20 protein-coding genes are annotated in these 21,887 nt (G+C 72.5%); 9 read left to right on the forward strand and 11 right to left on the reverse strand.

Annotated elements, in window-relative coordinates; translation table 11 throughout:
• Window positions 1–46 precede the first annotated feature (46 nt).
• From gap to G407_RS0105865, 3 genes are all read left to right on the forward strand, one after another.
• Complete coding sequence (gap, locus tag G407_RS0105855) at window positions 47–1,054, forward strand: type I glyceraldehyde-3-phosphate dehydrogenase (RefSeq protein ID WP_029030067.1); 1,008 nt, start codon at window positions 47–49, stop codon at window positions 1,052–1,054.
• 100 nt (window positions 1,055–1,154) lie between these two features.
• Entirely contained in the window at window positions 1,155–2,360 is a 1,206-nt protein-coding gene (locus tag G407_RS0105860) for a phosphoglycerate kinase (protein WP_043539084.1), read from the forward strand.
• A 46-nt stretch (window positions 2,361–2,406) separates the two neighbouring features.
• Complete coding sequence (locus G407_RS0105865) at window positions 2,407–3,432, forward strand: class I fructose-bisphosphate aldolase (RefSeq protein WP_029030069.1); 1,026 nt, start codon at window positions 2,407–2,409, stop codon at window positions 3,430–3,432.
• 97 nt (window positions 3,433–3,529) lie between these two features.
• Here G407_RS0105865 and G407_RS0105870 read toward each other — a convergent pair whose 3' ends face one another.
• Window positions 3,530–3,928, reverse strand: coding sequence for a methylglyoxal synthase (locus G407_RS0105870; protein WP_052341001.1), 399 nt, complete (start codon window positions 3,926–3,928; stop codon window positions 3,530–3,532).
• Window positions 3,929–4,047: 119 nt separating this feature from the next.
• On the opposite strand from G407_RS0105870, the gene G407_RS30220 reads away from it, so the two are divergent.
• Complete coding sequence (locus G407_RS30220) at window positions 4,048–4,665, forward strand: vitamin K epoxide reductase family protein (RefSeq protein ID WP_052341002.1); 618 nt, start codon at window positions 4,048–4,050, stop codon at window positions 4,663–4,665.
• Here the strand turns inward: G407_RS30220 and G407_RS0105880 are convergent.
• Window positions 4,622–5,458, reverse strand: a complete 837-nt coding sequence (locus tag G407_RS0105880) for an SDR family NAD(P)-dependent oxidoreductase (RefSeq protein ID WP_029030071.1) — start codon at window positions 5,456–5,458, stop codon at window positions 4,622–4,624. The genes G407_RS30220 and G407_RS0105880 overlap by 44 nt on opposite strands.
• Window positions 5,459–5,513: 55 nt before the next feature.
• Window positions 5,514–7,286: an acyl-CoA dehydrogenase family protein gene (locus G407_RS0105885; RefSeq protein ID WP_029030072.1), complete on the reverse strand. Its 1,773-nt coding sequence runs from the start codon at window positions 7,284–7,286 to the stop codon at window positions 5,514–5,516.
• A gap of 220 nt (window positions 7,287–7,506) precedes the next feature.
• On the opposite strand from G407_RS0105885, the gene G407_RS0105890 reads away from it, so the two are divergent.
• Window positions 7,507–7,842 carry a cupin domain-containing protein gene (locus tag G407_RS0105890; protein WP_043539029.1) on the forward strand — a complete coding sequence of 112 codons (336 nt, stop codon included), beginning with the start codon at window positions 7,507–7,509 and terminating at the stop codon, window positions 7,840–7,842.
• A gap of 80 nt (window positions 7,843–7,922) precedes the next feature.
• Window positions 7,923–8,756, forward strand: coding sequence for a cyclase family protein (locus G407_RS0105895; RefSeq protein WP_029030074.1), 834 nt, complete (start codon window positions 7,923–7,925; stop codon window positions 8,754–8,756).
• Window positions 8,757–8,777: 21 nt separating this feature from the next.
• Here G407_RS0105895 and G407_RS0105900 read toward each other — a convergent pair whose 3' ends face one another.
• The 5 genes from G407_RS0105900 to G407_RS30225 all read right to left on the reverse strand — a co-directional run bounded on the left by G407_RS0105900 (window position 8,778) and on the right by G407_RS30225 (window position 15,731).
• Complete coding sequence (locus G407_RS0105900) at window positions 8,778–9,197, reverse strand: hypothetical protein (RefSeq protein WP_029030075.1); 420 nt, start codon at window positions 9,195–9,197, stop codon at window positions 8,778–8,780.
• A gap of 102 nt (window positions 9,198–9,299) precedes the next feature.
• Complete coding sequence (locus G407_RS25990; RefSeq protein ID WP_084327340.1) at window positions 9,300–10,601, reverse strand: sulfite oxidase; 1,302 nt, start codon at window positions 10,599–10,601, stop codon at window positions 9,300–9,302.
• Between the two features lie 283 nt (window positions 10,602–10,884).
• The gene (locus G407_RS0105910) at window positions 10,885–13,581 is read right to left on the reverse strand and encodes a bifunctional acetate--CoA ligase family protein/GNAT family N-acetyltransferase (protein WP_029030076.1); all 2,697 of its coding nucleotides are present in this window, start codon (window positions 13,579–13,581) and stop codon (window positions 10,885–10,887) included.
• A 152-nt stretch (window positions 13,582–13,733) separates the two neighbouring features.
• Window positions 13,734–14,225 carry a PAS domain-containing protein gene (locus G407_RS25995; RefSeq protein WP_052341032.1) on the reverse strand — a complete coding sequence of 164 codons (492 nt, stop codon included), beginning with the start codon at window positions 14,223–14,225 and terminating at the stop codon, window positions 13,734–13,736.
• A 207-nt stretch (window positions 14,226–14,432) separates the two neighbouring features.
• The gene (locus tag G407_RS30225; protein WP_052341003.1) at window positions 14,433–15,731 is read right to left on the reverse strand and encodes a lysozyme family protein; all 1,299 of its coding nucleotides are present in this window, start codon (window positions 15,729–15,731) and stop codon (window positions 14,433–14,435) included.
• A gap of 219 nt (window positions 15,732–15,950) precedes the next feature.
• Here G407_RS30225 and G407_RS0105925 point away from each other — a divergent pair, with 219 nt between their 5' ends.
• The 3 genes from G407_RS0105925 to gmk all read left to right on the forward strand — a co-directional run bounded on the left by G407_RS0105925 (window position 15,951) and on the right by gmk (window position 18,051).
• Window positions 15,951–16,226 (forward strand): hypothetical protein, encoded by a 276-nt coding sequence (locus tag G407_RS0105925; protein ID WP_245259024.1) that lies wholly within the window; start codon window positions 15,951–15,953, stop codon window positions 16,224–16,226.
• Between the two features lie 239 nt (window positions 16,227–16,465).
• Entirely contained in the window at window positions 16,466–17,350 is an 885-nt protein-coding gene (locus G407_RS0105930; RefSeq protein WP_029030078.1) for a YicC/YloC family endoribonuclease, read from the forward strand.
• 5 nt (window positions 17,351–17,355) lie between these two features.
• On the forward strand, window positions 17,356–18,051 hold the full coding sequence (gene gmk, locus G407_RS0105935; protein WP_052341004.1) for a guanylate kinase: 696 nt from the start codon (window positions 17,356–17,358) through the stop codon (window positions 18,049–18,051).
• Window positions 18,052–18,243: 192 nt separating this feature from the next.
• Here gmk and G407_RS0105940 read toward each other — a convergent pair whose 3' ends face one another.
• The 3 genes from G407_RS0105940 to argJ all read right to left on the reverse strand — a co-directional run bounded on the left by G407_RS0105940 (window position 18,244) and on the right by argJ (window position 21,849).
• Window positions 18,244–19,893: an electron transfer flavoprotein-ubiquinone oxidoreductase gene (locus G407_RS0105940; protein WP_043539092.1), complete on the reverse strand. Its 1,650-nt coding sequence runs from the start codon at window positions 19,891–19,893 to the stop codon at window positions 18,244–18,246.
• Between the two features lie 246 nt (window positions 19,894–20,139).
• Entirely contained in the window at window positions 20,140–20,322 is a 183-nt protein-coding gene (locus G407_RS0105945; RefSeq protein WP_052341034.1) for a hypothetical protein, read from the reverse strand.
• Window positions 20,323–20,610: 288 nt separating this feature from the next.
• On the reverse strand, window positions 20,611–21,849 hold the full coding sequence (gene argJ, locus G407_RS0105955) for a bifunctional glutamate N-acetyltransferase/amino-acid acetyltransferase ArgJ (RefSeq protein ID WP_029030082.1): 1,239 nt from the start codon (window positions 21,847–21,849) through the stop codon (window positions 20,611–20,613).
• Window positions 21,850–21,887 lie beyond the last annotated feature (38 nt).

The following is a 21,887-nucleotide window of genomic DNA, read 5'->3' on the forward strand; positions in this document are numbered from 1 at the left end:
ATCGACGAGCCGGCGCGGCGCGCCGGCGCAGCACAGGGAGATCGAGATGACGGTGAAGGTCGCCATCAACGGGTTCGGGCGGATCGGGCGCAACATCCTGCGCGCCATCGCCGAGAGCGGGCGCACGGACATCCGGGTCGTCGCCATCAACGACCTCGGCCCGGTCGAGACCAACGCTCATCTCCTGCGCTACGACTCGGTGCACGGCCGCTTCCCCGGCACGGTGACGGTCGACGGCGACACGATCGACGTCGGCACCGGGCCGATCAAGGTCACGGCGGTGAAGAACCCGGCCGAGCTGCCGCACAAGGATCTCGGCGTGGACATCGCGCTCGAGTGCACCGGCATCTTCACGTCGCGCGAGAAGGCGGCGCTGCACCTCGAGGCCGGCGCCAAGCGCGTCATCGTCTCGGCGCCCGCCTCCGGCGCGGACCTCACCGTCGTCTTCGGCGTGAACCACCAGGGGCTGACGAAGGACCACCTCGTCGTCTCCAACGCCTCGTGCACGACGAACTGCCTCGCGCCCGTCGCGAAGGCGCTGAACGACGCGGTCGGCATCGACCACGGCTTCATGACGACGATCCACTCCTACACGAACGACCAGCCGTCGCTCGACCAGATGCACAAGGACCTCTACCGCGCCCGCGCGGCGGCCCTGTCGATGATCCCGACCTCGACGGGCGCGGCGAAGGCGGTGGGCCTCGTGCTGCCCGAGCTCGACGGCAAGCTCGACGGCGTCGCGATCCGCGTGCCGACGCCGAACGTGTCGGTCGTGGACTTCAAGTTCGTGGCCAAGCGCGCGACGGCGGTCGACGAGATCAATGCCGCGATCAAGGCCGCGGCGGAGGGCCCGATGAAGGGCGTGCTCGGCTACACCGACGAGAAGAACGTCTCGATCGACTTCAACCACGATCCGCACTCGTCGATCTTCCACATGGACCAGACGAAGGTGCTCGAGGGCACGCTCGTGCGCGTCATGTCCTGGTACGACAACGAGTGGGGCTTCTCCAACCGCATGGCCGACACCGCGGTGCACATGGCGCGCCTGATCTGACGCGACCCCCTGCGAGGCCCGGCGCCCGGTGCGCCGGGTCCGCGCCCGCGATCCGATCCTCGAGCGTGACGTCCCGCGTTTCCTGCACGGAGTGCCCGCCATGGCCGACAAGACCAGCGCCTTCCGCACCCTCGACGACGCCGACCCGCGCGGCAAGCGCGTGCTGCTGCGCGTCGACCTCAACGTCCCCGTCGAGGACGGCCGCGTCGGCGACGCGACCCGCATCGAGCGCGTCGTCCCCACGATCCGCGAGATCGCCGACAGGGGCGGGCGGGTCGTCCTCCTCGCGCATTTCGGGCGGCCGAAGGGCAAGCGGGTCGAGAGCGAGAGCCTCTCGGTCGTCGTCCCGGCGCTGGCTCGGGCGCTCGGCCGCGAGGTCGCCTTCGCCGAGGACTGCGTCGGCGACGTCGCGCGTGAGGCGGTGGCGAAGCTCCAGAACGGCGACGTGCTGCTGCTCGAGAACACCCGCTTCCACGCGGGCGAGGAGAAGAACGACGCCGACTTCGCCAGGTCGCTCGCCGAGAACGGCGATCTCTACGTCAACGACGCCTTCTCCGCCGCGCACCGCGCCCACGCCTCGACCGAGGGCGTCGCGCACATCCTGCCGGCCTTCGCCGGCCGCGCCATGCAGGCGGAGCTCGACGCGCTGACGAAGGCGCTCGAGCACCCCCGGCGGCCGGTCTGCGCGGTGGTCGGCGGCGCCAAGGTCTCGACCAAGCTCGACCTGCTGGAGAACCTCGTCTCGAAGGTCGACAGCCTCGTCATCGGCGGGGGCATGGCCAACACCTTCCTCCACGCCATCGGGGTGGCGGTGGGCAAGTCGCTCGCCGAGCGCGACCTCGCGGCGACCGCCCAGCGCATCCTCGACAAGGCGAAGACGACGAACTGCGCCATCGTGCTGCCGGTCGATGCCACGGTGGCGGAGAAGTTCGAGGCGCACGCGCCGCACCACGAGTACGGCATCGACGCCATTCCCGACGACGGCATGATCCTCGACGTCGGCTCCCTCTCCGTCGACCGCGTGCGCGCGGCGATCGGCGACGCGAAGACCCTCGTCTGGAACGGCCCGCTCGGCGCCTTCGAGAAGACGCCCTTCGACAAGGGCACGGTCGAGGCCGCGCGCTATGCCGCGAAGCGCACCCGGGAGGGTGCGCTCGTGTCGATCGCCGGCGGCGGCGACACCGTCTCGGCGCTCAACCACGCGGGTGTGGCCGACGATTTCTCCTACGTCTCCACCGCCGGCGGCGCCTTCCTCGAATGGCTCGAGGGCAAGAGCCTGCCGGGCGTCGAGGCGCTGCGTCGCTGAGATCCGAACCGTACGAGACCGGAACCGAGGAAAGGAAAGGGGCGCGATGAACATCGACCAGCTGACAGAGGTGGCCTACGCGATGGTGCAGCCCGGCAAGGGCATCCTCGCCGCCGACGAGAGCACCGCGACCATCCAGAAGCGCTTCGACGCGATCTCCGTCGAGAACACCGAGGACAATCGCCGCGACTACCGGGAATTCATGTTCCGCACGCAGCCGGCGATGCGCGACCACATCTCGGGCGTGATCCTCTTCGACGAGACCATCCGCCAGAAGGCCAAGGACGGCACGCCGCTCGTCGAGGTGATCAAGCAGTCCGGCGCGATCCCCGGCATCAAGGTCGACGCCGGCGCGCGCCCGCTCCCCGGCTGCCCGGGCGAGACCATCACCGAGGGCCTCGACCGCCTGCCGCGGCGCATGCAGGAATACTACGAGCTCGGCGCGCGCTTCGCGAAGTGGCGGGCGGTGATCGACATCGCCGACGGCATCCCGACCTGGACGGCGGTGAAGGCGAACTGCCACGCGCTGGCCCGCTACGCCGCCATCTGCCAGGAGGCCGACATCGTCCCGATCGTCGAGCCCGAGGTGCTGATGGACGGCGACCACGACATCAAGCGCTGCGCCGACGTCACCGAGTGGGTCCTCAAGACGCTCTATCAGGAGCTCTACGAGATGCGCGTCGTGCTGGAAGGCACGGTGCTCAAGCCCAACATGGTCGTGCCTGGCAAGAAGTCCCCGAAGCAGGCCTCCGTCGAGGAGGTGGCCGAGCGCACGATCCAGGTGCTCGAGCGCTGCGTGCCAGTCGCCGTGCCCGGCATCGCCTACCTCTCCGGCGGCCAGTCGGACGAGGATGCGACCGCGCATCTCGACGCCATGAACAAGATCGGCGGCTTCCCCTGGCACATGACCTTCTCCTACGGCCGCGCCCTCCAGGCGGCGCCGCAGAAGGCGTGGTCCGGCAAGCCCGAGAACGTCGAGGCCGGCCAGGCCGCCTTCAACCACCGCGCCCGCATGAACGGGCTCGCCTCCACCGGCGAATGGTCGAAGGACCTGGAGAAGCAGGGCGCGTGAGGCGCCGACTGCGACGGCGAAGCATCGGGACGGGCGTCCGGGAGACCGGGCGCCCTTTTCGCGTCCGCGCAGGTGTCGCGTCGGCGCAGGTGCGCCCTCAGGCCTCGTCCGCCTTCAGCACCAGCTCCGCGCTGGCGCGGTTCAGCGCGAACGGGATGTCGTAGAGGATCGCCAGCCGCATCAAGGCCTTGACGTCGACGTCGTGCGGGTGGGGCGTCAGCGCGTCGACGAAGAAGATCATGGCCGCCACGCGCTCCTCGGCGATGAGCGCGCCGATCTGCTGGTCCCCGCCCAGCGGGCCGGACTTCAGCCGCGTGATCTCGAGCTGCGGCAGCGCCTCCGCGATGCGCCCGCCGGTCGTCCCCGTCGCCACCAGCCGGAAGCGGGAGAGCTCGCGGGCGTGCGAGCGGCAGAAGGCGACGAGGTCGCCCTTCTTCTCGTCGTGCGCGACCAGCGCGACGATGGGGCGCGTATCGGCGGTGGGGTCGCTCGGCATGCGGATCGTCTCTCCCGGAAGCGGCGGGCACCCTCGCGCGATTTCGCCGCGTCGGCAACTCTCGCGACGCGGCAGGCGTTGGCCGGAGAACCCGACCGCGGCACGAGAGCGAGGCACCGATGAAGCAGTACCTCATGGAGGCGACGAGCCCGGGCTATACGCCCGAGCGCCTGAAGACGCGGATGCGCCACGACCGCTCGCGGGACATGGCCTATCGCCGTGCGATCGTCGCGACCTCGCTCGTCGGCATGGCCTCGATGGCCTTCGTCACGCTGTTCCAGACCGGCGCCCTGCGTCGCCTGCCCGATCCGCCGACGCGCCGGCCGCACTTCGACACCGCCAAGGTGAACACCTCGGACGAGGCCTATTCCTACGGCATGCCCGACGGCCCGCTGACGCTGTCGATGCACGCCGCGAACCTCTCGCTCGCCGCCGCCGGCCCGCCCGAGCGCTGGCGCGAGCGGCCGTGGATTCCCGTCGCCGCGAGCGCCTTCTCCGGTGCCCAGGCGGCGGTCGCCGCGCAGTACCTGTTCTACCGGATGCCCTTCGTCGACCGGGCCTGGTGCCCCTACTGCGTCGTCGACGCGCTCGCCCACTTCGCGAGCTTCGGCCTGTCCCTGCCCGAGACGGCGAAGGCGCTCGGCCTCGTCGATGCGCGGGGCGCCACGCCACCCCGGCGCCGCCGGCCGCCGGTCAGGGCCGAAAGCGCTCCGGCACGCCCCCGTCTCGATCGGTGAAGCCGTAGAGGCGCGCCAGGTCGGCGGTGGCGACGACGCGGCCGGCGTGGCGCGCGACCTCCGGGTCCGCCGCCAGCGCCGCCACCGCGCGCCCGACGAAGAGCGGTGTTTCCGTCGCCGCGTCCGCCTCCCCCGCCTCGCGCACCCGCTCGGTCGCCACCCGCCCGGGCGAGAGCGCGAGCGCGGTGACGCCGTGGGGCGCGAGCTCCTGCGCGCAGGCGAAGGCGAGGCGATTGAGCGCATGTTTCGCGCCGTCGTAGAAGACATCGCCGAGATAACCCTCGCTCGTGTCGAAGGACACGAAGCCGATCAGCCCTCGCCGCGCCGCCACCATCGCTGGTGCCACCGCGCGCGCCAGCAGGAGCGCAGGGCGCACGCCCGTCTCGTGGAACCGGCTCGTCAGCCCGGCCGGACGTCGCCAGAACGGCGTGCCCCAGCGCGAGCCGTCCGGGAACGTCTCCCCGTCGAACCCCTCGTTGCCGCCCCAGACCGACGAGATCGCCACGTCGATGCGCCCGAAGCGCCTGAGCGCCCAGGCGACGAGCCCGTCGACCTCGCGCTCGCTGCCGTGATCGCAGACGTAGGGGTAGCCGCGCCCGCCCGCCGCCTCCACCGCGCGCGCGGCGTCCTCCACGGTCTCCGGCCTGCCCTCGGTGCGCGCGCCCGCCTCCGACGAGCGGCCGGTGACGATCACCGTCGCGCCCGCCTCGGCCAGCCCCAGCGCGATGCCCAGCCCGACGCCGCGCGAGGCGCCGGCGACCAGGGCGACCACGTGCTGTGCGCCGGTCTCCATCGGCAGTGTCACTCCGCGATCGTGGTGTGCCGCGCGCGGCCCGCCGCGACCGGTATCACGCGTCGTCGGCTGCGGGCAATGCCGCCACGCCGGCGGTCGCGGCGCGGGCGAGGCCCTCGGTCTCGCCCAGATGCGCCTCGCCCATCCAGCGCGCCCGCGCGATCCGCGCGGCGTGCGCCGGGTCGGTCTCGCCCGCGTCGACGGCGGCCCTTGCGGCGAGCGCCTCCTCGGCGAGGCAGGCGACGCCGCGGGCGAGCGCGAACAGCCGCAGGTACGGGCCGGCACCGGCGAGCGCATCCTCCTGACGCCCGTCCGCGAGCGCGGCCAGCATCCACGACGTCGTCTCGTCCAGGCGCCCGACCGCCTCGCGCAGGCGCGCGGCCAGCATGCCGAAGGCGTCGTCCGCCTCCTTCGTCACGCGGGTCGCGACCGCGCGGATGCGCGCGATCTCGCCGCGCACCGTCGCGCCCCCCGACAGCGGCAGCTTGCGGGTGACGAGGTCGATCGCCTGGATGCCGTTCGTCCCCTCGTAGATCGGCAGGATGCGCGCGTCGCGATAGTGCTGCGCGGCGCCGGTCTCCTCGACGAATCCCATGCCGCCGTGCACCTGCACGCCGAGCGAGGCGACCTCCACGCCGATGTCGGTGGAGAACGCCTTGGCGACCGGCGTGAGCAGCGAGGCGCGCTCGAACGCGGCCCTGCGCGTCTCGACGTCGGGCGCGCGCGCCGCTTCGTCGAGCGAGGCGGCGGTGAGGAAGCAGATGCCGCGCGCGGCGTCGGTGAGCCCGCGCATGGTCGCGAGCATGCGCCTGACGTCGGGGTGCTCGGCGATGGCGACCATCCCCTGTCCCGTGTAGCTCGCGGTGCGCCCCTGGCGGCGCTCGCGCGCATAGGCGAGGGCGTGCTGCGTCGCGCGCTCGGCGATGGCGACGCCCTGTACGCCGACGGCGAGCCGGGCGTTGTTCATCATCGTGAACATGCAGGCGAGCCCGCGATTCTCCTCCCCGACGAGCCAGCCCACCGCGCCTTCGCGCTCGCCGTAGGCCATGGTGCAGGTCGGGGCGGCATGGATGCCGAGCTTGTGCTCGAGGCCGGCGCAGACGACGTCGTTCCTCGTGCCGTCGGGCAGGACCTTCGGCACGAGGAAGAGCGAGATGCCGCGCGTGCCGTGCGGCGCGTCCGGCAGGCGCGCCAGCACGAGGTGGACGATGTTGTCGGCGAAGTCGTGCTCGCCGTAGGTGATGTAGATCTTCTGGCCGAAGATGCGGTAGCTGCCGTCCTCGGCGCGCTCGGCGCGGGTGCGCAGCGCGGAGAGGTCGGAGCCCGCCTGCGGCTCGGTGAGGTTCATCGTCGCCGTCCACTCGCCGGAGACGAGCCTGCCGAGATAGCGCTCCTTGAGCTCCGGCGCGGCGTGCGCCTCGATGGCGTCGATGGCGCCCATGGTCAGGATCGGGCAGAGCGCGAAGGCCATGTTGGCCGAGTTCCACATCTCGACGCAGGCGGTGTTGACGAGGATCGGCAGCCCCTGGCCGCCGTGCTCGACGGGCCCCGGCAGCGCGTTCCAGCCGCCGGCGATCCAGTCGCGGTAGGCCCGGGCGAAGCCGTCGGGCGTGCGCACCGCGGCGGCGTCCTTGGTCAGGCCCGCGAGATCGCCCGGCCGGTTCAGCGGCGCGAGCCGCTCGGCGGCGAAGTCGCCCGCGGCCTCGAGGATCTGCGCGACGAGGTCCGGCGTCAGGTCCGGGTAGAGGCCGGTCGCGATCTTGGCGTCGAGCCCGGCGACGGCGCGCATGGAAAACAGCATCTCGGAGACGGGGGCGCGATAGGCCATGGCGGGCTCCTCGGAGGCTTTCTGGCGTTTCCTCTGGCGGCTCTCGGGCGAGCCGTCTTCATGCGACGAAAGGCGCAGGCCAGGAGTAGTTCGGATGTGAACTTTCGGCAAGCGGGCGGGCGGTCGCGGGGTGACGGGGAACGCGACCTTTACGGTTGCGTAGGCGCGCACCTCTCGCCGATGGATCGGATGCCGCATACACACGCCGGGAGCCCGCCTGATGACCTCCGAGACCCCGCAGCCCGTCGACTTCGCAGCCGTCACGAGCGGCCTCGACGGACACCACAATTTCGTCCTCGCCGGCGTGAACGACCATTGCCTGCGCATCGCCGTCTTCGAGGGGACGTATCGCTGGCACCGGCATCCGGGGTCGGACGAGCTCTTCGTCGTGGTGGAGGGGCGGCTCGAGATCGATCTCGACGAGGGCACCGTCGTGCTCGGGCCGGGGCAGGCCTATCTGGTCGCGGCCGGCGTGCGCCATCGCTCGCGGGCGACCATGCGCACGGTCAACCTGTGCTTCGAGCGGGAGGACGCACAGACGATCTTCGATGATTGACGCGATGCCGCACCCGGCTAAGCTTTTTCCCACAGGGGAAGCGCGACACGGGGCAGCGCGCACGGAGGGGAGAGGCGATCATGTGCGACATCTGCGTGACCAACGCGGTCAAGGACCGCATGCTCAGCCGCCGGGACCTCTTCCGCCGCGGGGCGGGCGGCGCGGCGGCGATCGCCGCCGTCTCCGCGGGGGCGGCGACGCTGGGCGCGAGCCCCGCCCGCGCCCAGATCGCGGGCGCGCCGGTCGACCTGACGCACACGCTCCACGAGGGCTTTCCGACGTTCTTCGGCGAGCAGCAGTTCTTCGTCGAGAACCTGTTCAACTATGCGGAGCACATGTTCAACCTCAATGTGCTGCGCGTGAACGAGCACACCGGCACCCACGTCGACGCGCCGCTGCACTTCTCGCAGGACGGCGCGAGCGTCGACGAGATCCCGGTGACGAGCCTCGTCGCCCCGCTCGCGATCGTCGACATCCGCGCCAAGGCGGCGGAGAACGCCGACGCGCAGGTCACGCCCGACGACCTCGAGGCCTGGATCGCCACCAACGGGCCGCTGCCGCAGGGCTGCTGCGTCGCCATGCTCTCGGGCTGGGGCGCGTACGTGGACGGAGAGCGTTTCCGCAACGTCGATGCGGAGGGGACGATGCACTTCCCCGGCTTCCATCTCGAGGCTGCGCAGATGCTGCTGGAGGAGAGCACCGCGGTGGGGATCGCCGTCGACACGCTCTCCCTCGACCACGGCCCCTCGCCGGACTTCGCAACGCACTATGCCTGGCTGCCCGAGAACCGCTGGGGCCTCGAATGCGTGGCCAACCTGGAGGCGCTGCCCGCCTCCGGCGCCACGCTGGTGCTCGGCGCGCCGAAGCATCGCGGCGGCTCCGGCGGCCCGGCGCGGGTGCTCGCCTTCGCCTGAGCCGGCAGGCGGTCGCGCCGCTCAGCGCTCGGAGGAGAAGTGGCGCTTCAGGTAGGAGAGGATCAGGTCCTTGGTCTCCTCGTCCATCTCCGCCATGCCCTGCTCCTCGACCATCCAGGTCCAGGTGTAGTCCCAGCGCGCGTCGGTCATGCGCTGCTGGGTGACGATGTCGAGCGAGTGGCAGGCCGAGCAGAGATAGAACGTGTCCTCCATGCCGGGCGTGTCGGGCAGGTTGCCGAACTCGGCATTGCGGGGGACGTCGTCCGCCGGCGGCGTGGGGGCGCCGCCCTGCGGCAGCATCGGGTTGAAGCCGCCGCCGCCCGGGCGCATCGGGTCGAAGCCCTGGGCCGCGAGGCCGGCCGGAGCGAGCAGGGGAGCGAGCAGGGCGACGAGGGCGAGAGCGGCTGCCGCGGGCGATACGCGGCGGGGGCGTGACATCATGGGTCGGCGATCTCGAAAATGGCGGTGCGAGGGGCGCGACGGAGCCGGGCGCCCGCGATCGCGGGCGCCCGGTCCGGGTCGCATGCATGGCGAACGGGCGCCTCAGACGGCGAACAGCGCGATGCGGTGCATCATGTTGTTGCCGTAGCCGCGCGGGTTCCAGCCCGGGACGACCGCCGGCTGCATGTTGCCGTCCTTGTCCGTGGCGCGCGCCCAGACCTCGTAGTAGCCGGCCTCCGGCGGGGTGACGCTCGCCGTCCAGCGCTGCCAGGCGAAGGTGTTGGGCGGCGCCATCAGCTCCGCCTCCTGCCAGGTCTGGCCGAAGTCGAGGGAGACGTGCATGGCCGCGACGTCGCCCTTGCCGCACCAGGCGTGACCGCGCACCTCGGTGGGCCGGCCGGCGGCCACCTCGGCGCCGGTCGCCGGGAAGGTGACGAGCGACTTCACCGGCATCTCCATCATGACGACCATGTCGCTCTCCGGCACCTCGGTGCCGGGCGCGACCGGATAGGCCGGCAGCCGGTAGGAGTAGCCCGTCATCTTGGCGCCGTCGTGCTGGCGGTCGCGCACCCAGATGCGGGTGAGGTACTTCTGCGAGACCGAGCCGGGGAAGCCCGGGATGACGAGGCGCAGCGGGAAGCCGTGCATCGCCGGCACCGGCTCGCCGTTCATCGCCCAGGCGATCAGGTTCTCGGGGGCGAGCGCCTTCTCGATCGGCACGCCGCGGGAGATCACCTCCTTGTCCGGGTCGCCCGAGAGGTGGACGTCGTTGCCGTAGTGGCCGGTGTAGACGGCGGTCGGCTTCACGCCCGCGCGCTCGAGCACGTCCTTGAGGCGCACGCCCGTCCATTCCGGGCAGCCGACGGCGCCGACGGTCCACTGGTTGCCCGAGGCGCCGGGCTGGAAGAAGGCGCGCCCGTTACCGCCGCACTCGACCCACAGCGGAGTGGTGACGGTCTCGAACTCGTTCTGCAGGTCGGCGAGCGTCAGCGTCAGCGGGTTCTCGACCTCGCCGTCGATGGTGAGCGTCCAGCTGTCGGCATTCATGTCCAGGGCGTGCTGGGGCACGAGGCCGTTGTTGCGCACGAACATCCGCTCGTAGGGCGTGACGTCGTCGTCGAGCAGGTGCGCCGGCGTCTCGGCGTTGACCGGGCGGTCGTTGAGGAGCGTCAGGCCCTGCTTGGCGTCCATCAGGCCCAGCCCGGAATCCTGGGCGAGCGCCACCGGCACGAAGCCCGGGGGCATGTTGCGGCCGAACGGAATGGCGGTGCCGAGCAGCGCGCCCATCGCGCCGAGGCTCGCGCCCTTCAGGAAGCCGCGACGGCCGGGCTCGACCGTGTCGCTCACGGGAGCCGCGGTGTCGGCTGCCGGGCTGCGGGGCGTCGTGGAAGCATCGTCGAGCATGCCGGTTCCTCCATTCTCTCGTTGTCGTCTGGCCGAGCGGCGCACGCCCGGATCCGAAGCGTAGACCCGGCATAGGACCTATGCAAGAGAAGGAATTCATCGGCGGGTTTTCGCAGCCGCACGGCCTTGATCGGGGATTGCCGAGCCCTCGCCGGGAGCCGCTGGGATTTAGCTTATGCGATCCGCGGCGCAAACAGCAACCATAGGGAGATGCGCCGCGGCGACGTCGCGTCCGCGTGCGCATGGCCACACGGACGATCGGCTACGTGGACGCTCGCCATCGTCAGGCCTCCAGATCCAGCCGCACCACCTTGAGGTCCGGATCGTCCGGGTCCGCGCGGATCGCGAAGCCGAGCTGGCGGCACATCTCCAGCATGGTGCTGTTCTCGCGCAGCACCTGGCCCTCGACATGGGCGAGGCCCTCGGCCTTCGCCCACTCGATCATCAGCTGCATCAGCCGCCAGCCGAGCCCGATGCCCTTGAGGTCGGAGCGCAGCAGGATCGCGTACTCGCCGCTCTCGTGGTTGGCGTCGGCGTGGAGGCGCACGGCGCCCATCATCTCGCCCGTGTCCGGGTCGACGGCGACGAAGGCGATGGCGCGGGCGTAGTCGATCTGGGTGAGGCGGGCGATGAAGGAATGCGAGAAGTCCTTCACGGGTGCGAAGAAGCGCAGGCGCAGGTCCTCGTCGGTGACCCGCTTGAAGAAGTCGAGGAAGAGCGCCTCGTCCTCCGGCCGGACCGGGCGCACGAAGACCTCGCGCCCGTCCGGGAGCGGCAGGCGGCGCTCCCACTCGACGGGGTAGGGCCGCACCGCGAAGCTCGCGTGGGGGGCGCTCGCGCGACGGCCGCTCACCGGTGCCACGGCGACGCGGGCGTCCACGGCGATCACCCCGTCCTTGTCGGCGAGGAAGGGGTTGATGTCGAGCTCGCGCACCTCCGGCAGGTCGGCGGCCAGGTGCGAGAGCTTGACGAGGACGAGCTGGACCGCCTCGAGATCGGCGGCGGGCACGTCGCGATAGGCGGCGAGGACGCGCGAGACCCGCGTGCGGGCGACGAGGCCCGCGGCGAGGTTCATGTCGAGCGGGGGCAGCGCCAGCGCCTTGTCGTTGATCACCTCGACCGCCGTTCCGCCGCGGCCGAACACGATCACGGGGCCGAACGTGTCGTCGTGGGCGATGCCGGCGATGAGCTCGCGGGCCTTGGGCTTGCGCACCATCGGCTGGACCGTCACCCCGGTGACGCGCGCCCCCGGCTTCAGCCGAGCCGCGCGGGCGAGGACGTCGCGGGTCGCCTCCTCCACCGCCTGCACGCTAGTGAGGTCGAGCGAGACGCCGCCGATGTCGGACTTGTGGACGATGTCGGGCGAGAGGATCTTCACCGCGACCGTGCCGCCCGCCTCGACGAAAGGCCGCGCCGCGGCGCCGGCCTCCTCGGCCGTGCGCGCGAGCGTCACCGGCGCGTCGGGGATGGCGTAGGCGCGCATCAGGCCCGACACCTCGATCGGGTCGAGCCAGGTGCGCCCCTCCGAGACGACGCGCTCGACGATGGCGCGGGCGGCGGCGCGGTCGGGCGCGAAGTCCTGCGGCAGGCTCGCGGGCGTGCGCATCAGGATGTCCTGCGCCTCGCGCCAGCGCACGAGGTGCATGAAGCCCTGCACGGCCTCGGCCTCGGTGGCGTAGTGCGGGATGCCGGCAGCCTCGAAGGCGCGCCCGGCCTGCGGGTCCTCGCCGAGCCACACGGCGAAGACGGGCTTGCGGCGGAACGCCGTCTCGCGGTCGCGCGCCACGGTCTCGACCACCGCCTGCGCGGCTGCGGGCGCGGAGGCGAGCGCCGTGGGCACGTTGAGGACTAGGACGGCGTCGTTCGCCGGGTCCTTCAGGAGCGCTTCCAGCGCGGCGGCGTAGCGATGTGCGTCGGCGTCGCCGATGATGTCCACGGGGTTCGCCCGCGACCAGGTCTGCGGCAGCACGGCGTCGAGCGCCGTGCGGGTGTCCGCCGAGAGCTCGGCGAGCGTTCCGCCGCGGTCGATCAGCCGGTCGACGGCGAGCACGCCGACGCCCCCGCCGTTGGTGAGGATCGCGAGGCGCGAGCCCTGGAACGGCTTCTGCCGGCCGAGCGTCTCGGCGGCGGCGAAGAGCTCGTCGAGGTCGTAGACGCGCAGCAGGCCGGCGCGGCGGAAGGCCGCATCGTAGACGCCGTCGGAGCCCGCGAGCGCGCCGGTATGGGTCGCCGCCGCCTTGGCGCCCTGGGCGTGGCGGCCGGACTTGATCACGACGACGGGCTTCGCCCGCGAAGCCGCGCGGGCGGCGGACATGAACTTGCGCGCGGCGCTGATCGATTCGACGTAGAGGAGGATCGCGCGCGTGTGGCGGTCGGCGGCGAAGTAGTCGAGGCAGTCGCCGAAATCGACGTCCGCCTTGTCGCCGAGCGAGACCACGGCGGAGAAGCCGACGTTGCGCTGCTTGCCCCACTCGACGAGGCCGGCCGCGATGGCGCCCGATTGCGAGACGAGCGCGAGATCGCCGGGCAGGGGTGCGTTCGCGGCGAAGCTCGCGTCGAGCCCCGCCCGGGGCGCCATGACCCCGAGGCAGTTCGGTCCCACGATTCGCAGCCCGTAACGCCGCGCCCGCTGGCGCGCGTCCTCGGCGAGCGAGCCCGGGCCGTGGCCCAGCCCCGCCGTGATGACGATCGCGGCGCCCGCCCCGATCCGCCCGGCGTCCTCGATCACGCCCGGCACGGAGCCCGGCGGGGAGGCGACGACGACGAGATCGGGAGCCTCCGCGATGTCGGAGAGCCTGGCGACGCAGGGGCGCCCGTCGATCTCGCGGTGGCGCGGGTTCACCGGCGTGATCGGCCCGGTGAAGCCCGCCCGGCCGAGATTGCGCAGCACGGTGCGCCCGAGCGAGCCCTCCCGCGGGCTCGCGCCGACGAGGGCGATGGAGCGGGGCGCGAAGAGCTTGTCGAGGTTCCAGGTGCTCATGGTCGGGCTCTCCTGCGGGCGCGGCACGGCTGCACGGCGCGCGGGGTCGTCGGGAACGGGTCCGTCATGGGAGGCGCGCGAACGGCCGAAGGTCAAGCGCAGCCGATGGAGCATGGTTCGACGACGCGCGTGCGACGCCGCGTCGCCCGCGCTCACAGGCGGACGAGCGAGAGGACGAGCTCGTCGTAGCTGCGCCCGAGTGCCGCGAGCCGCGCCGCGAGGGCGGCCTGGGACGCCGCGAGCCCGTCCCGGCGGCTCGCGTGCGCGCGCTCGATCGCGAGGAGCTCGGCGTAGAGCGGCTCGACCACGGCGCGGGCGGCGGCGGAGGCGCCGCGGCGGTTCGAATGGTAGCCGACGAGGCGTCCCGCGGCGTCGCGGCTCGGGGTGACGTGAGCGAAGACCCAGTAGTGCGCGCCGTCGGCGGCGAGGTTGTTCACGTAGGCGAACACCTCGCGGCCCGCCTCGATCTCCCGCCACAGATGGGCGAAGACGCAGCGCGGCATGTCGGGATGGCGGATGATCGAATGCGGCGCGCCGATCGCCTGCGCCTCGTCGAGCGCGGCCATCGCCAGGAAGGTCGCGTTGGCGTAGGTGATCCGACCCTTCGGGTCGGTCTTGGTGACGATGATCTCGCCGGGGGGCAGGGTCCGTTCGGCGCCGGTCGGGACGACGACGCGGTCGAGCCGCCTTCCGGGTCGGGCCGGCCGAGCGCGGTCGGTCGGAACGTGGCGTGACGCGAGCACGGGCGGTGACCTTCCCTGGTATGTCGTTCGGGAAGGCTAGGCCGACGCCGGGGGGCGCCGCCCTGATCTGGATCAACGGCGGCGCGACGCCGGTGCGCGCGTGTCGTCTCAGCCGCCGCGGCGAGCGCGGGGCGGCAGCGGGACGGTCTTGCCCTCCTCGCCGGCGATCGTGGCGAGGACGAGCGCGTCCGCCTCGGACGCGGCCGCGGCGTCGGTGTCCCCGGGCGCGTCCGGATCGAGGCGCGCATAGACGGCGCTGCCGTGCTCGAGCAGGCGCGCGAGGCGCCGCGCACGGGCGGATTCGGAGCGCCCGTCGACGGAGACGTAGCGGTCGATGCGCGTGCCGATCATCGCGGCGAAGCGCGCGTCGACCTCGGCGAAGCTGAGCGGCCGGCTGCGGTTGCCGCCGTCGTAGAAGATCGTGCGGTTCGCCCGCGCGGCGGCGGCGAAGATCGCGGCCGCGGCGCCCTCGGGAGTCTCGTCCTTGGCCGCGAGGAAGCGCTCGGCGCCTCCCGGGCCGAGGAAGTGGGCGATGTAGACCTCGTGCGGGGCGAGCCCCCGACCGAGCGCCGCCTCGATGCGCGCCCGGTCGCGGGCGAGCATCTCGCCGGCCATGAGGCCCGACAGCAGCGGATCGCGGCGCAGCGCCAGGATCTCGGCGCGCCGCTCCTCGTCGTCCACGACGTAGCGTCCGTCGGCGTTCTGCGCGATGTCCGCCGCCTCGTCCGCGAGCCCGTGATCGGCGCCGAAGGCGTAGACGACCTGCAGCCAGGTCTGCTCGATGAACTGGAACAGCCCCTCCGCGGAGGACGTGCTCGCGCCCACCCCCGGGCGCAGGCTCGATTCCTTGTCGGCGAGCGCGAGCATGAAGACCGGATCGGCGCCCGTGCGCGCGGCGGCGGCGCGGACCGCGGTGACGATCCAGCGCTCGACGCGCATGGCGCCGAAGCGCACCGTGCGGGTCTCCCGCGAGATCGCGCGCTCGAGCGTCTCGAGCTTCGCGCCCGCCGCCGCCGGCGCCGCGCGGGCCATGCGCGCGGCGATGTGGGTGTGAGCCGCCTGCGGCGTCGCGGCGGCGAGGTGGGTCCGCAGCGCGTCGAGGCCGGCGGAGGCGAGGGCGAGCGGCACGAGGCCCGACACGCAGCACGGGGCGGGGCTCGCGACCGCCGCGGCGATGCCGGCGCTCGGTGCGCGCGCACCGTCGACGACCAGGAGATTGGCGGCGAGCCCGATGCCGAGCACAGCGGCGATGCGGCGGGCGGAGCGAGCCGCCCCGGTCGCGCCGGTCGCGCCGACCGGCAGGGAACCAATCCGGCTCGCGCCGGTTTGCGAGTGACCCACCTGCGTGGACCCGCTCGCGGCAGTGCCCGCGGACGCGTCGAGCCGCGCCGTGATCGCCTGCGTCATTCCACCCCTCGACGAATGCGCGCCGCGATTCGGGCGCTCTTGATCGGTGAGGCACGCTTCACCTGCCAATCCGGCGGCAATGGGTCAGCGTGGCCTTTGCAGCGTGCGACGGTCCGCCGCGTCATCGAAAAGCCGCGGATCGCCGGTACGAATCGTCGAAATCGCGGTGCGGTCGCATCGCACCACCCGCAACGGCTCGCCGCAGGGGAGAAGCAGGTCATGATGACGGATACCGTCGCTCCCGCGCCTTCCGTCCGCGCGCCGTCGGCGCGCTTCAACGTCTTCATGCGCCGCGACGCGCAGGAACTGCGTTGTGCCGTCCCCGAGGACCGCGCGGTCCCCGCCTTCATCGACGCGCGGGACTGGGCCTTCGTCGGCCGCCTCGACGGGGAGACGCCCGTGCCCCACGGCTTCGACACGCGCGCCGCCGACGTTCTGGCGCGCTGGAACGGGTTCTACCTGTTCGAGGCCTGGGAGCGGCGCGGAGCGGACTAGCTCCGGCGCCCGGCCGCGCGAGGTCCCCGCCGACGAGAGCGTCGAGGGAACGCGCGCCGCCGACCAGCCCCGGCTTCTCCCCTCGTTTGCCGTGAGGCCGAAACGCACGACGGACCTCCCGTGCGTGTCCCGTCGACGCCGGCGCGGCCGCCGGGGGAGGACGGGATCGGGCGTCTTGTTCCGCGGGCACGCCGCGCCTATGGTCCGCGCGCCGCCGGACGGAACGGAGTGATGCGCGCGTGGCCATTGCCAGCATGACGGGATTCGCCCGCGAAGCGGGGACGACGGGCGCCACCACGTGGGCGCTCGAGGCGAAGTCGGTGAACGGCCGCGGCCTCGATGTGCGTCCGCGCACGCCGCCGGGCTTCGACGCGATCGGCGAGGAGGCGCGGCGCGTGCTCTCGCAGGCACTCGCGCGCGGCCAGGTGCAGCTCTCGCTGACGTTCCAGCGCGCCTCGGCCGCGCCGACGGTGCGGGTCAACCGCGAGGTCCTGCAGGCGCTGCTCGACGCGCTCGCGGACGTGCGGGTGCCCGACGGCGTCGCCCCGGCCTCCCTCGACGGGCTCCTCGCCGTGCGCGGCGTGATCGAGCTCGACGAGGGCGAGGCCGCCGAGAGCCCCGCGGCACTGGAAGCCGACCTGCGCGCCGCCCTGCCGCGGCTCGCCGAGGCGCTCGCCGCCGCGCGCCGTGAGGAGGGCGCGGCGCTGGAGGCGGTGATCGAGGGGCATCTCGCCGCGATCGCCGACCTCGTCGCGCGGGCGGAGGCGCATCCCGGACGCTCGGCCGAGGCGGTCCGCACGCGGCTCGCGGCGCAGGTCGCGGCGCTCCTCGAGGCTCATGGCGGGCTCGACGCGGGGCGGCTCCAGCAGGAGGCGGCGCTCATCGCCACGCGCGCCGACATCCGCGAGGAGCTCGACCGGCTCGCCGCACACGTGGCCCAGGCCCGCTCGCTGCTGGCCGAAGGCGGCGCGGTGGGCCGGAGGCTCGACTTCCTCGCCCAGGAATTCGGCCGCGAGGCCAACACCCTGTGCGCCAAGGCGAACGACGTGACGCTCTCGCAGATCGGGCTTTCGCTCAAGCACGTCGTCGATCAGCTGCGCGAGCAGGTGCAGAACGTGGAGTGACGCCAATGGCACCCGAGACCGGCACGATCGTGGAGGCCGAAAGCGCGCGCGAGCGGAGCCGCCGCGGCGTGATGCTGATCATCGCCTCGCCGTCCGGCGCCGGCAAGTCGACGCTCTCGCGCCTGCTGCTCCAGACCGACAAGGACATCACCATGTCGGTCTCGGTGACGACGCGCCCGCGCCGCGCCTCGGAGGTCGACGGCGTGCACTATCGCTTCATCCCGGAGCGCGACTTCCTGCTGATGCGCGAGCGCGGCGAGCTGCTGGAGCACGCCCAGGTGCACGGCAACTACTACGGCACGCCCCGCGCGCCGGTCGAGGCCGCGCTCGAGCTGGGCCGCGACATCCTCTTCGACATCGACGTCCAGGGCACGCTGCAGCTCTACGAGGCGATGCGGCCCGACGTGGCGAGCGTGTTCATCCTGCCGCCCTCCATCGCCGAGCTGGAGAAGCGCCTCGCCCGCCGCGCCGAGGACGACCACGCCACCATCCGCCGGCGGCTGCGCACCGCGCTCGGCGAGATCGAGCGCTGGCGGGACTACGACTACGTGCTCGTCAACGACGACCTCGAGCGCACCTTCCACGACCTCGAGGCGATCCTCAAGGCGGAGCGCGTGCGGCGCACCCGGCGCGAGAACCTCGAGCCGCTGGTGGGGACGCTCACGCGGGATCTGGCGGAGGTGCTGGCCGGGGAGGGGTGAGCACCCCTGTCACCCCGGGTCGCGAAGCGGGCCCGGGGCCCAGATCCGCGACGTACCTCTCGGCGTGCGCGAGAGCGCGCGCGTCCACGGTCGCTGCCGGCAGCCGTCCCGGCCGCGGCGCTGGCGCGCCGCTCCACGAACACCCGAGGTTCTGGGTCCCGGATCGGCTTCGCCGTCCGGGATGACAGCCGCTCACATGTTCGGGTACACCGGCCCGCCGCCGCCCTCGGGCGTCACCCACTGGATGTTCTGCGTCGGGTCCTTGATGTCGCAGGTCTTGCAGTGGACGCAGTTCTGGGCGTTGATGACGAACTTCGGGTCCGTCTTCGCGTCGGGATCGGAATAGACGATCTCGTAGACCCCCGCCGGGCAGTACAGCCGCGCCGGCTCGCCGTATTTCGGCAGGTTGTGCTCCACCGGCACCTTCGGGTCGAGCAGCACGAGATGGCTCGGCTGGTCCTCCTCGTGGTTGGTGTTCGACAGGAACACCGAGGAGAGCTTGTCGAAGGCGAGCACGCCGTCGGGCTTGGGGTAGGTCTTCGGCTTCACCTCGGAGAGCGGCTTCAGGCACGCATGGTCCGGCTTGCCGTGGGGGAGCGTACCGAAGAAGGACGCGCCCATGATCTGGTGCGTCCACATGTCGAAGCCGCCGAGCGCGACGCCGAGCGCGGTGCCGTACTTCGACCACATCGGCTTGACGTTGCGGACGCGGTAGAGGTCCTCGCCCACCGCCGAGGCGCGCCAGGCTTCCTCGTAGCTCGCCACCTCGTCGTGGGCGCGCCCCGCTTGCACCGCCTCGAAGACGTGGTCGGCGCACAGCATGCCCGACAGCATGGCGTTGTGGGAGCCCTTGATGCGCGGCACGTTGACGAAGCCGCCGGCATCGCCGACGAGGCAGCCGCCGGGGAAGGAGAGCCTGGGCACCGACTGCCAGCCGCCCTCGACGATGGCGCGCGCGCCGTAGGCGATGCGCTTGGCGCCCTCGAAGGTCTCCGCGATGATCGGATGCGTCTTGAAGCGCTGCATCTCGTCGAAGGGCGAGAGCGTCGGGTTCTCGTAGTTCAGATGCACGACGAAACCGACGGAGACCAGGTTCTCGCCGTAGTGGTACAGCCAGGAGCCGCCGCCGGTCCGGTTGTCGAGCGGCCAGCCGAACGAGTGCTGCACCAGGCCCGGGCGGTGCTTCTCGGGCTGCAGCTCCCAGAGTTCCTTGACGCCGATGCCGTATTTCTGCGGCTCGCGGCCCTCCATCAGGCCGTAGCGGTTGATCATCTGCTTCGCGAGGTTGCCGCGCGCGCCCTCCGCGAAGATCGTGTACTTGGCGCGCAGCTCCATGCCGCGGGTGTAGTTCGGGCCGGGCTTGCCCTCGCGGGTGATGCCGAGATCGCCGGTGGCGACGCCCACCACCTTGCCGTCCTCGACCAGCACCTCGGAGGCCGCGAAGCCGGGATAGATCTCGACGCCCAGCGCCTCGGCGCGCGGCGCCAGCCAGCGGCAGACGCGGCCGAGCGAGCCGATGTAGTTGCCGTGGTTCGACATCAGCGAGGGCATGAACAGGTTCGGCAGCCGCACGCCGCCGGCCGGGCCGAGGAACAGGAACTCGTCCTTCGTCACCTCGGTATCCAGCGGGCGCTCGGGGTCCTCGCGCCAATCGGGCACCAGCGCGTCGAGGCCCGACGGGTCGATCACCGCGCCCGAGAGCACGTGCGCGCCGACCTCGGCGCCCTTCTCGACCACGACGACGGAGATCTCCGCACCGGCCTCGGCGGCGCGCTGCTTCAGCCGCATCGCGGTCGCGAGCCCGGCGGGGCCGGCGCCGACCACGACGACGTCGAAATCCATCGCCTCGCGCGGGGGCAGGTTTTCCGCCGTCTCCTCGGATGCGGTCTTCGGGGCGTCGTTGTCGCTCACGCGTTCACTCCCTCGGCTGGCGCATCACTCGCGGCGCGCGCGCCGGTGGCCCGGGCCGATGATGCGAGGCATGCCTGCACCGGATGAGAACGGGTTTCCGGCGGCACGGTTCAGATACGAACCTTTCGAGCCGGGAGCAAGCGTGCGGGGAGGGGAGGGAGCAAGCGCGAGCGGGCGTCAGCCCGTGACGGGCTCGATCTCGACCGCCTTCTTCCAGAAGCCCCACATCAGCCACAGGCCGAGAACGCTGAACAGCGCCATCAGCACGTAGCTCACCGTGTCGCCGAGCTCGAACAGCCCCGCGATCGCCCACCCGGCGGCGAGCGCGACGCCGAACACCTCGACGCCGACGAGGATCATCACCGACACGACGGTGAGGAGGTTGCGGGAGTTGGTCTTGCTGGCCACGGTGGAAGCTCCGAGGAGGGCGGCGCGTGAGCGCCCGTGTTTGGCCCAAAGCGCCGCGGCACGCAAGACGGCCGGCGCGTGTCTGCTCACTTTCCGGTGAAGGGGTCGGAGGTGCGCGGGACGTCGCGCCGTTCGAGCCGTGCGCGGCGGCACGCGGGGGCATCGCCGACGATGGCGACGTTCATGCCGCGCGGAGTCGACGCACGCGGGTCATCCCGGCGAGCCTCTCGCCGGCGCGGCTCAGGAGCGGTAGTCGCCGTTGATCTCGACATAGGCCTTGGTGAGGTCGCAGGTCCACACCCGCGCCGCGCCGTCCCCGAGCCCGAGCGCGACGCCGATCTCGACGTCGGGGAGGCGCATTGCCGCGGAGGCCGCCTCCTCGGAATAGTCCGGGTCGCGGGCGCCCTCCCGGGCGACGCGCACGCCGCCGAAGGAGATCGACAGCCGGTCGCGGTCCGCCGGCTCGCCGGCCTTGCCGACCGCCATCACGACGCGTCCCCAGTTCGCGTCCTCGCCGGCGATCGCGGTCTTCACCAGCGGCGAGTTGGCGATCGAGAAGGCGATGCGCTTGGCCGAGGCGTCGTCGACCGCGCCCGACACCCTGACCGTCACGAACTTGCGCGCGCCCTCGCCGTCCTTGGCGACGAGCTGGGCCAGCTCGACGAGCAGGTCCTCGAGCGCCGCGCCGAAGGCGGCGGCGCGCGGGTCGTCGGCGGACGCGATCGGGGCCATGTCGGCCTTGCCCGTGGCGAAGGCGACGAGCGTGTCCGAGGTCGAGGTGTCGCCGTCGACCGTCACGCAGTTGAACGAGCGCTCCGTCGCGGCGGCGAGCAGCGCCTGCAGCACCGGGGCGGCGATCGCCGCGTCGGTGAAGGCGAAGGCGAGCATCGTCGCCATGTCCGGCTGGATCATGCCCGCGCCCTTGGCGATGGCGTTGAGCGTCACCGGGACGCCGTCGAGGTCGATGGTGCGCGTCGCGAGCTTGGGGAAGGTGTCGGTGGTCATGATCGCCCGCGCCGCCGCCTCCCAGGCGGCCGCGCCGCCCTCGGCGCGCGCCGCGCAGTCCGGCAGCACGCCCTCGAAGCGGGTGGCGTCGAGCGGCTCGCCGATGACGCCGGTGGAGGCGACGAACACCTCCGCCGGCGCGCAGCCGGCTGCGCGCGCGGCGATGTCGGCGGAGAGCGCCACCGCGTCGGCGCCCTTGCGGCCGGTGAAGGCGTTGGCGTTGCCGGAATTGACGAGGAGAACCCGCGCTTCCCCGCCCGCGAGGTTCGCCCGGCACCAGTCGACCGGCGCGGAGGGGCACTTCGAGCGGGTGAACACGCCCGCGACCGCGGTGCCGGCGTCGAGCCCGACCCAGAGCACGTCGGTGCGGCCGCGGTAGCGGATGCCCGCCGCGGCCGTGGCGAGGCGCACGCCCGCGATCTCGGGCAGCGTCGGGAGCGTCGCGGGGGCGAGGGGGGAGACGGGCGTGGCCATGGCGCGGATCCGGTGTCGAGGGGAGGCGGCGCGCTTCT

Origin of the sequence: Salinarimonas rosea DSM 21201 (assembly GCF_000429045.1) — a bacterium.
GTDB lineage: Bacteria > Pseudomonadota > Alphaproteobacteria > Rhizobiales > Beijerinckiaceae > Salinarimonas > Salinarimonas rosea.

Excerpts from the sequence above, each read along its gene's own strand:
- G407_RS0105890 (WP_043539029.1), top strand. The coding sequence starts at position 7,507 with ATGACCTCCGAGACCCCGCAGCCCGTCGACTTCGCAGCCGTCACGAGC.
- G407_RS0105880 (WP_029030071.1), bottom strand. The coding sequence starts at position 5,458 with ATGGAGACCGGCGCACAGCACGTGGTCGCCCTGGTCGCCGGCGCCTCG.
- G407_RS0105865 (WP_029030069.1), top strand. The coding sequence starts at position 2,407 with ATGAACATCGACCAGCTGACAGAGGTGGCCTACGCGATGGTGCAGCCC.
- G407_RS30225 (WP_052341003.1), bottom strand. The coding sequence starts at position 15,731 with ATGACGCAGGCGATCACGGCGCGGCTCGACGCGTCCGCGGGCACTGCC.
- G407_RS0105885 (WP_029030072.1), bottom strand. The coding sequence starts at position 7,286 with ATGGCCTATCGCGCCCCCGTCTCCGAGATGCTGTTTTCCATGCGCGCC.
- G407_RS0105925 (WP_245259024.1), top strand. The coding sequence starts at position 15,951 with ATGATGACGGATACCGTCGCTCCCGCGCCTTCCGTCCGCGCGCCGTCG.
- gap (WP_029030067.1), top strand. The coding sequence starts at position 47 with ATGACGGTGAAGGTCGCCATCAACGGGTTCGGGCGGATCGGGCGCAAC.
- G407_RS0105895 (WP_029030074.1), top strand. The coding sequence starts at position 7,923 with ATGTGCGACATCTGCGTGACCAACGCGGTCAAGGACCGCATGCTCAGC.
- G407_RS0105900 (WP_029030075.1), bottom strand. The coding sequence starts at position 9,197 with ATGATGTCACGCCCCCGCCGCGTATCGCCCGCGGCAGCCGCTCTCGCC.
- gmk (WP_052341004.1), top strand. The coding sequence starts at position 17,356 with ATGGCACCCGAGACCGGCACGATCGTGGAGGCCGAAAGCGCGCGCGAG.
- G407_RS0105860 (WP_043539084.1), top strand. The coding sequence starts at position 1,155 with ATGGCCGACAAGACCAGCGCCTTCCGCACCCTCGACGACGCCGACCCG.
- G407_RS0105870 (WP_052341001.1), bottom strand. The coding sequence starts at position 3,928 with ATGCCGAGCGACCCCACCGCCGATACGCGCCCCATCGTCGCGCTGGTC.
- argJ (WP_029030082.1), bottom strand. The coding sequence starts at position 21,849 with ATGGCCACGCCCGTCTCCCCCCTCGCCCCCGCGACGCTCCCGACGCTG.
- G407_RS30220 (WP_052341002.1), top strand. The coding sequence starts at position 4,048 with ATGAAGCAGTACCTCATGGAGGCGACGAGCCCGGGCTATACGCCCGAG.
- G407_RS0105945 (WP_052341034.1), bottom strand. The coding sequence starts at position 20,322 with ATGATCCTCGTCGGCGTCGAGGTGTTCGGCGTCGCGCTCGCCGCCGGG.
- G407_RS0105940 (WP_043539092.1), bottom strand. The coding sequence starts at position 19,893 with ATGGATTTCGACGTCGTCGTGGTCGGCGCCGGCCCCGCCGGGCTCGCG.
- G407_RS0105910 (WP_029030076.1), bottom strand. The coding sequence starts at position 13,581 with ATGAGCACCTGGAACCTCGACAAGCTCTTCGCGCCCCGCTCCATCGCC.
- G407_RS25990 (WP_084327340.1), bottom strand. The coding sequence starts at position 10,601 with ATGCTCGACGATGCTTCCACGACGCCCCGCAGCCCGGCAGCCGACACC.